At 69.9% G+C, this 5,146-nt stretch carries 7 protein-coding genes; 4 read left to right on the top strand and 3 right to left on the bottom strand.

The features are described from left to right. Window positions 1-795: mucoidy inhibitor MuiA family protein (locus B0W88_RS29515; protein WP_158080968.1), on the bottom strand; the 795-nt coding region annotated here is incomplete at its 3' end. A 43-nt stretch (window positions 796-838) separates the two neighbouring features. Between B0W88_RS29515 and queC the strand changes: the two genes are divergently transcribed. The 3 genes from queC to B0W88_RS29500 are packed head-to-tail and all read left to right on the top strand — an operon-like array spanning window position 839 to window position 3,357. Then, window positions 839-1,555 (top strand): 7-cyano-7-deazaguanine synthase QueC, encoded by a 717-nt coding sequence (gene queC, locus B0W88_RS29510; RefSeq protein WP_077038101.1) that lies wholly within the window; start codon window positions 839-841, stop codon window positions 1,553-1,555. Continuing rightward, window positions 1,552-2,094 carry a LemA family protein gene (locus B0W88_RS29505; RefSeq protein WP_077038100.1) on the top strand — a complete coding sequence of 181 codons (543 nt, stop codon included), beginning with the start codon at window positions 1,552-1,554 and terminating at the stop codon, window positions 2,092-2,094. Before queC ends, B0W88_RS29505 begins: the two co-directional genes overlap by 4 nt. Before the next feature lie 18 nt (window positions 2,095-2,112). Further along, window positions 2,113-3,357, top strand: coding sequence for an FCSD flavin-binding domain-containing protein (locus tag B0W88_RS29500; RefSeq protein ID WP_077038099.1), 1,245 nt, complete (start codon window positions 2,113-2,115; stop codon window positions 3,355-3,357). Here B0W88_RS29500 and B0W88_RS29495 read toward each other — a convergent pair. Together B0W88_RS29495 and folE are read right to left on the bottom strand one after the other, a co-directional pair. Beyond that, window positions 3,354-3,776: a BLUF domain-containing protein gene (locus B0W88_RS29495; RefSeq protein ID WP_077038098.1), complete on the bottom strand. Its 423-nt coding sequence runs from the start codon at window positions 3,774-3,776 to the stop codon at window positions 3,354-3,356. The genes B0W88_RS29500 and B0W88_RS29495 overlap by 4 nt on opposite strands. A gap of 29 nt (window positions 3,777-3,805) precedes the next feature. Then, window positions 3,806-4,486, bottom strand: coding sequence for a GTP cyclohydrolase I (gene folE, locus B0W88_RS29490; protein WP_233151889.1), 681 nt, complete (start codon window positions 4,484-4,486; stop codon window positions 3,806-3,808). A gap of 62 nt (window positions 4,487-4,548) precedes the next feature. On the opposite strand from folE, the gene B0W88_RS29485 reads away from it, so the two are divergent. Next, window positions 4,549-5,146: transcription antitermination factor NusB (locus tag B0W88_RS29485; protein WP_369973962.1), on the top strand; the 598-nt coding region annotated here is incomplete at its 3' end.

The following is a 5,146-nucleotide window of genomic DNA, read 5'->3' as shown; positions in this document are numbered from 1 at the left end:
GGGCGGCGGCATGCCGGTGGCCTGGCGCGGCTGCGCGGTGGACAGGCGCAGCTTCACGCCGCTCCAGTCCTCGCCGCTGTTCTGCGCCACCTGGGCATGGCGCTCCAGGCGCACGCGGCCGGTGTCGGTGTCGAGATAGGCGCGGTAGACCGGCTCCCAGCCGGCCTGGTTGAGGCGATAGCTCAGGCGCAGCTCGCCCGCCGCGGGCGCGACCAGGCGCACGGTGACCGTGCGCAGCTGCGGGTTGGCCTGGGCGATGCGGTCGCGCTCGGCGGTGAGCGGGGCGAGCTGGCGGTCCAGCTCCTGCTGGCGGCGGGCCAGCGTGTTCTGCTTCTGCAGCGCGTCCAGGCCGTTGCGGCGCAGCGCTTCGCTGGTGGCGGCGATCTGGGCGGTGGCGCTCTCGCGGCCGTTGCCGAAGTTCTTCAGGTACTCGATGGACAGGCCCAATGCGGAGGACTCGGCCGCCAGCGCGGCGCGCTGGTCCTCCAGCTCGCGGATGCGCGCGTCGAGCGGCGAGGTGGCGCACTCGGGCTGGGCGGCGCGGTCCTGCGTCTGCACGCTGATCTCGCCGAGCTGGATGCCGGCCGGTGGCGTGAGCTGCAGCGAGTCAGGCTCGAAGCGGGCCGGCAGGCAGGCGATGCGCAGGCTGGTCTGCCCGGCCTTGACGGCGACGGTGCGCTCGACGGAGGCACCGCCCGGATAGACCAGCACCCGCTCGACGCGGCCGGCCGGCTGGGCCAGCGCGGCGACGCAGGCCAGCATCAGGATGCCCGACAGTGCAAAGGACTTTTTCATCTCGTTCTCCCTGCGGTGAGGCGGGCAAACATAACATGTCGGCATGCACGTTCCACCGCAAGCCAACACGGCCCGCAAGGCCCTCGTCCTCTTCTCGGGCGGCCAGGACTCCACCACCTGCCTGGCCTGGGCCCTGGACCGCTATGCCGAGGTTGAAACCATCGGTTTCGACTACGGCCAGCGCCATCGCATCGAGCTCGAATGCCGCCAGACCGTGCGCGCCAACATCACCGCGCGCTTCCCGCACTGGGCCGCCAAGCTCGGCGAGGACCACATGCTGGACCTGAGCCTGCTGGGCCAGATCTCGCAGACGGCGATGACCGAGAACGTCGCCATCGAGATGCAGGCCAACGGCTTGCCCAACACCTTCGTGCCGGGCCGCAACCTGCTGTTCCTCACCTTCGCCGCCACGCTGGCCTACCGCCGCGGCGCCTCGGTGCTGGTGGGCGGCATGTGCGAGACCGACTACTCCGGCTACCCCGACTGCCGCGACAACACGCTGAAGGCGCTGCAGGTGGCGTTGAGTCTGGGCCTGGACGCACCGATGACGCTGGAGACGCCGCTGATGTTCATCACCAAGGCGCAGACCTGGCAGCTCAGCGAGGACCTCGGCGGCGCCGCGCTGAACGAGCTGATCATCGAGGACACGCACACCTGCTACCTCGGCGAGCGCACGCAGCGCCATGCCTGGGGCTGGGGCTGCGGCACCTGTCCCGCGTGTGAACTCCGGGCGCGCGGCTACGCCGAATACACGGCATGAGCTGGCAGGCGGTACTCGGCGTGGTGGCGGCGATCCTCTTCTTCTGGGGCATCGGCGCCTACAACCGCCTGATGCGCCTGCGCAATGCGATCGGCGATGCCTACACGCTGCTGGACCAGCACCTGAGCGAGCGTGCGGCGCTGTGCACCAAGCTGCTGGCATCGCTGCGCCCGCTGCTGCCCAGCGAGCAGTCGGCGCTGGACAGCCTGGACAGCGCCCAGGGCGAAGCCCAGGCCGCGGCCCAGGCGGCCCGCGCCAAGCCCTATGCGGGCGACCCGGTGGCCAGCCTGGCGGTGGCCAGCGCGGTCCATGCGGCGGCGCTGACGCGGCTGATGTCGCTGATCGAGCACCAGGCCGAGCTGCGCGAGCAGGCCGGCATCGACACGATGGTGGACGAACTCAAGCTGATCGAGCGCCAGCGGGCCTTCGCCCGGCAGGTGTTCAACCTGGCCGTGAGCCAGTACAACGAAGCGGCGCGGCAGTTCCCGACGCGCATCCTGGCGGGCATGTACGGCTTCGCGGAGGCGCGCTCGCTGTAGCGGCGCGGCATCGTCGTCATGCGCCGGCGCGAACTGCTGCTCGGAACCCTGCTGGCCGGGGCGGCACGCGCAGGGAAGGGAACGCAGGCGCGGGTGCTGGTCGTCGGCGGCGGCTACGGCGGCGCGATGGCGGCGCGCTGGCTGCGGCGCTATTCGAAGGGATCCGTCGAGGTCACGCTGGTCGAATCCGGCGCGGCCTTCGTCTCCTGCCCGCTGTCGAACCTGGTGCTGGAGGGCTCGCTGCAGCTGTCAGCGCTGACTCGCAGTTATGCCGCGCTGGCGGCCCGCGACGGCGTGCAGGTGCTGCGCGATACGGTGCTCGGTTTCGACCCGGTGGCGCGCACGGCGACGCTCGCCTCGGGCCGCAAGCTGGCCTGGGACAAGCTGGTGCTGAGCCCCGGCGTCGACATGATCTGGGATGCCGTCGAAGGCCTGCGCGCCGCCCACGATGCCGGCCGCATCCTGCAGGCCTGGAAAGCCGGGCCAGAGACGCTGACGCTGCGCCGGCAACTGGAGGCGATGCCCGAGGGCGGCGTCTTCGCCATCGCCATCCCCGAGGCGCCCTACCGCTGCCCACCGGCGCCCTACGAGCGGGCCTGCGTCGTCGCGGCCTGGCTGAAGCGGGCCAAGCCGCGCGCCAAGGTGCTGGTGATCGATGCCAACGAGGACATCACCTCCAAGCCGGCGTTGTTCCGCAAGGTCTGGGCGGACAGCTACAAGGGATTGATCGAGTACCAGCCGCAGACGAAGACGGTCGCCGTGGACGGGAACACGCTGAAGTTCGAGATCCAGGAAGACCTGAAGGCCGACGTGCTCAATGTGCTGCCGCCGATGCGGGCCGGCGCGGTGGCGGTGCAGGGCGGGCTCGCCAACAGCAACGGGCGCTGGGTCGGCGTGCGCTTCCCGGACTTCGAGTCCGTCGTGGCCAAGGACGTCCACGTGATCGGCGACTCGATCCAGATAGCCCCCGGCATGCCCAAGAGCGGCCACATGGCGATGAGCCAGGGCCGGGCGCTGGCGGCGCTGCTGGCGGCCGATCTCACCGGCCAGGCAAGACCCGACCCCCGGCTGGAGAGCCGCTGCTACAGCTTCGTGGACGCGCGCCGGGCGATGCACATCGCCAGCGAGCATGAATACGTGGCGGCCGAGAAGACCTACCTGCCGGTGCACGGGGCCGGCGGTTCGTCCGATGCGCCCAGCGAGGCCGAGGGCGAAGAGGCGCGCGACTGGGCGCGCAGGGCCTGGGACGAGATGCTGGCTTAGCTACACGCGATCGCGCCCGCGCTCACCAGCTCATGGAACAGCCCGGTCAGCGCCTTGCCGCTCATCGTGTACGGATCCAGCTTGGCCGACTCCGAATACTTCAAGAGCAGCGCCCGGTTCATCCGCGAGAACTGCACCTGGCCCATCGCCCAGCCGGAGAACTCGCGCTCGGCGATCTCCTCGTAGGCCAGCAGGATCACGTCCTTGTGGCGCGGGTCGTCGATGATGGCCTTGTAGCGGGCGTTGACGGCGCCGCGGCCGCCTTCCAGCAGCTGGATGAACACACCCTCGTTGAAGCACAGCAGGCCGGTGATGCCCTCGGCATGGTTGTGCTCGCGGGAGGACTTCAGGATCGCATTCAGCTCGGGCTCGCCCAGGGCGCTGGCGGCACGGCTGGCATAGACAAGGCGAACTAGCATTTGAGGGAACCCTCCGTCGAAATAAGGCGTTACTTGTTGCTCAGCAGGGACAGGAACTCGCGCCGCAGCGCCGGGTCCTTCAGGAAGGCGCCGCGCATCACGCTGTTGGTCATCTTCGTGCCCGTGTCCTTGACGCCGCGCCAGTGCATGCAGAAGTGGTCGGCCTCCATCACGATGCCCAGGCCGTCCGGCTGCACCCGCTCCTGCAATTCGTTGGCCAGCATGGTGACGGCCTCTTCCTGGATCTGCGGGCGGCTCATGATCCAGTCGCAGATGCGGGTGTACTTGGACAGGCCGATCAGGTTGGAATGCTCGTTGGGCATCAGGCCGATCCACACCCGCCCCATGATCGGGCACAGGTGGTGCGAGCAGGCGCTGCGCACCGTGATGGGGCCGACGATCATCAGCTCGTTGAGCCGCTCGACGTTGGGGAACTCGGTGACCGCCGGCGCCTTCTCGTAGCGGCCGCGGAAAACCTCGCGCACGAACATCTTGGCGACGCGCTTGGCGGTCTCCTGGGTGTTGTGGTCGCTCTCGGTGTCGATCACCAGCGCCTTCAGCACCTCCTGCATCTTCGCCTGCACCTCGGCCTGCAGCTCGTCGAGCTCGCCGTCCTCGATGAAGTCGGCGATGTTGTCGTTGGCGTGGTGGCGGCAGTCGGCGCTGACCAGGCGGTAGCGGATGCGTTCGGAGACGGGGATGGTGGACATCGGGCGGTTCTTTACGGTGCGGGTTTCCTCGGGTCGCATTGTGGCCTGTCTACACTGGCGGCGTGAATTCGCCCCGATCGTCCCCGCCTTCCGCCCCCCTTCACCAGCTGCTGCTGCAGGTGGCCGACACCGTCCAGTCCGTGCGCTCCGGCCGCTCGCTGACCGAACTGCTGGCCCGCTGCCCGGTCGAGCTGCGCGCCGGCACGCAGGCGCTGAGCTTCGCGGTGCTGCGCCGGCTGGGCGGGGCCGAGGCGGCGCGCGCCGTGCTGGCGCCCAAGGCGCCGCCGCCCAAGGTGGACGCGCTGCTGGTCAGTGCACTTGCGCTGTTATGGCCCGGCGAGGATGCCTATGCGCCGCACACGCTGGTGGACCAGGCGGTGGCCGCGGTGCGCAAGCGTGCGCCGGCCAGCGGCGGCTTCGTCAACGCCGTGCTGCGTCGCTTCCTGCGCGAGCGGGACGCGATCGTGGCCGCGGCCGAACGCGAGCCGCGCGGCGCCTGGAACCATCCGGACTGGTGGATCGAGCGGCTGAAGGCCGACTGGCCCGACCAGTGGCAGGACATCCTCAGGGCGAACAACGAGCATCCGCCGATGAGCCTGCGCGTCAACGCGCTGCACGGCACGGCCGAGGCCTATGCGCAGGAGCTGGCGGGGCAGGGCA

It is taken from the genome of Pelomonas sp. KK5 (genome assembly GCF_001984095.1).
Classification (GTDB): Bacteria; Pseudomonadota; Gammaproteobacteria; order Burkholderiales; family Burkholderiaceae_C; genus KK5.
Note: the sequence above shows the minus strand (reverse complement) of the source record. Positions and strands in the feature narration are given on the sequence as shown.

Excerpts from the sequence above, each read along its gene's own strand:
- queC (WP_077038101.1), top strand. The coding sequence starts at position 839 with ATGCACGTTCCACCGCAAGCCAACACGGCCCGCAAGGCCCTCGTCCTC.
- B0W88_RS29505 (WP_077038100.1), top strand. The coding sequence starts at position 1,552 with ATGAGCTGGCAGGCGGTACTCGGCGTGGTGGCGGCGATCCTCTTCTTC.
- B0W88_RS29500 (WP_077038099.1), top strand. The coding sequence starts at position 2,113 with ATGCGCCGGCGCGAACTGCTGCTCGGAACCCTGCTGGCCGGGGCGGCA.
- B0W88_RS29495 (WP_077038098.1), bottom strand. The coding sequence starts at position 3,776 with ATGCTAGTTCGCCTTGTCTATGCCAGCCGTGCCGCCAGCGCCCTGGGC.
- folE (WP_233151889.1), bottom strand. The coding sequence starts at position 4,486 with ATGTCCACCATCCCCGTCTCCGAACGCATCCGCTACCGCCTGGTCAGC.